General features: G+C 41.9%; 1 protein-coding gene and 1 tRNA gene. Both read right to left on the reverse strand.

The genetic code is table 11. From position 1 onward, the window contains the following. Positions 1 to 1618 precede the first annotated feature (1618 nt). Positions 1619 to 1694: transfer RNA gene (locus A9G11_RS06735), tRNA-Lys, on the reverse strand. A 138-nt stretch (positions 1695 to 1832) separates the two neighbouring features. Next, a partial coding sequence (locus A9G11_RS14770) for a tetratricopeptide repeat protein (protein WP_442902976.1) occupies positions 1833 to 1990 on the reverse strand: 158 nt, incomplete at its 5' end.

The raw sequence follows: 1990 nt of genomic DNA on the forward strand, positions 1-1990 counted from the left end.
GTTGTTCAAATTCGTTCCGGACGAATTTGTCGAACGCTGGCGTTCTCATCGCTTTGTGTTATTAATTAGGTATTTTTGTTACTTAAATTATGAGGAAGAAAAGTGGTGGGTCGTGAGCTGATTATTCGGCACTTCCTGTGCCTCACTCCTTCGGAGCCAACTCTTCGAGTTGTTCAAATTCGTTCCGGACGAATTTGTCGAACGCTGGCGTTCTCATCGCTTTGTGTTATTAATTAGGTATTTTTGTTACTTAAATTATGAGGAAGAAAAGTGGTGGGTCGTGAGCTGATTATTCGGCACTTCCTGTGCCTCACTCCTTCGGAGCCAACTCTTCGAGTTGTTCAAATTCGTTCCGGACGAATTTGTCGAACGCTGGCGTTCTCATCGCTTTGTGTTATTAATTAGGTATTTTTGTTACTTAAATTATGAGGAAGAAAAGTGGTGGGTCGTGAGCTGATTATTCGGCACTTCCTGTGCCTCACTCCTTCGGAGCCAACTCTTCGAGTTGTTCAAATTCGTTCCGGACGAATTTGTCGAACGCTGGCGTTCTCATCGCTTTGTGTTATTAATTAGGTATTTTTGTTACTTAAATTATGAGGAAGAAAAGTGGTGGGTCGTGAGCTGATTATTCGGCACTTCCTGTGCCTCACTCCTTCGGAGCCAACTCTTCGAGTTGTTCAAATTCGTTCCGGACGAATTTGTCGAACGCTGGCGTTCTCATCGCTTTGTGTTATTAATTAGGTATTTTTGTTACTTAAATTATGAGGAAGAAAAGTGGTGGGTCGTGAGCTGATTATTCGGCACTTCCTGTGCCTCACTCCTTCGGAGCCAACTCTTCGAGTTGTTCAAATTCGTTCCGGACGAATTTGTCGAACGCTGGCGTTCTCATCGCTTTGTGTTATTAATTAGGTATTTTTGTTACTTAAATTATGAGGAAGAAAAGTGGTGGGTCGTGAGCTGATTATTCGGCACTTCCTGTGCCTCACTCCTTCGGAGCCAACTCTTCGAGTTGTTCAAATTCGTTCCGGACGAATTTGTCGAACGCTGGCGTTCTCATCGCTTTGTGTTATTAATTAGGTATTTTTGTTACTTAAATTATGAGGAAGAAAAGTGGTGGGTCGTGAGCTGATTATTCGGCACTTCCTGTGCCTCACTCCTTCGGAGCCAACTCTTCGAGTTGTTCAAATTCGTTCCGGACGAATTTGTCGAACGCTGGCGTTCTCATCGCTTTGTGTTATTAATTAGGTATTTTTGTTACTTAAATTATGAGGAAGAAAAGTGGTGGGTCGTGAGCTGATTATTCGGCACTTCCTGTGCCTCACTCCTTCGGAGCCAACTCTTCGTGTTGTTCAAATTCGTTCCGGACGAATTTGTCGAACGCTGGCGTTCTCATCGCTTTGTGTTATTAATTAGGTATTTTTGTTACTTAAATTATGAGGAAGAAAAGTGGTGGGTCGTGAGCTGATTATTCGGCACTTCCTGTGCCTCACTCCTTCGGAGCCAACTCTTCGAGTTGTTCAAATTCGTTCCAGACGAATTTGTCGAACGCTAGCGTTCTCATCGCTTTTTTGTGTGATTAATTAGGTATTTTTGTTGCTTGAAGTATGAGGAAGAAAAGTGGTGGGTCGTGAGCGATTCGAACGCTCGACAAACGGATTAAAAGTCCGCTGCTCTACCGACTGAGCTAACAACCCATTTTTGAATTGAAATAGTTGCGGTCTTATTGATTAAGGCTACAAGCAATTTCGGGTTGCTATAATACTTATAATTACCTAGCTGTGCAACCCCTTTATTGCTATTTTTTTCTAACAGCTTTTTATTTATACACTTATTTAAAGAGATGCTAGCTTTTTGTTGGCTAAATCAACTGCGTTTTTATCTTTAGCATATTTACTAACAACTTGCTGGAACACAGCTTTAGCACTTTTTTTGTCACCCTTATCCAGTAAGATTAATCCTACTTTATAGAGGCTATCAGCAGCTTTTGGTG

Source organism: Gilliamella sp. wkB108 (assembly GCF_001690195.1).
Lineage (GTDB): Bacteria > Pseudomonadota > Gammaproteobacteria > Enterobacterales > Orbaceae > Gilliamella > Gilliamella apicola_L.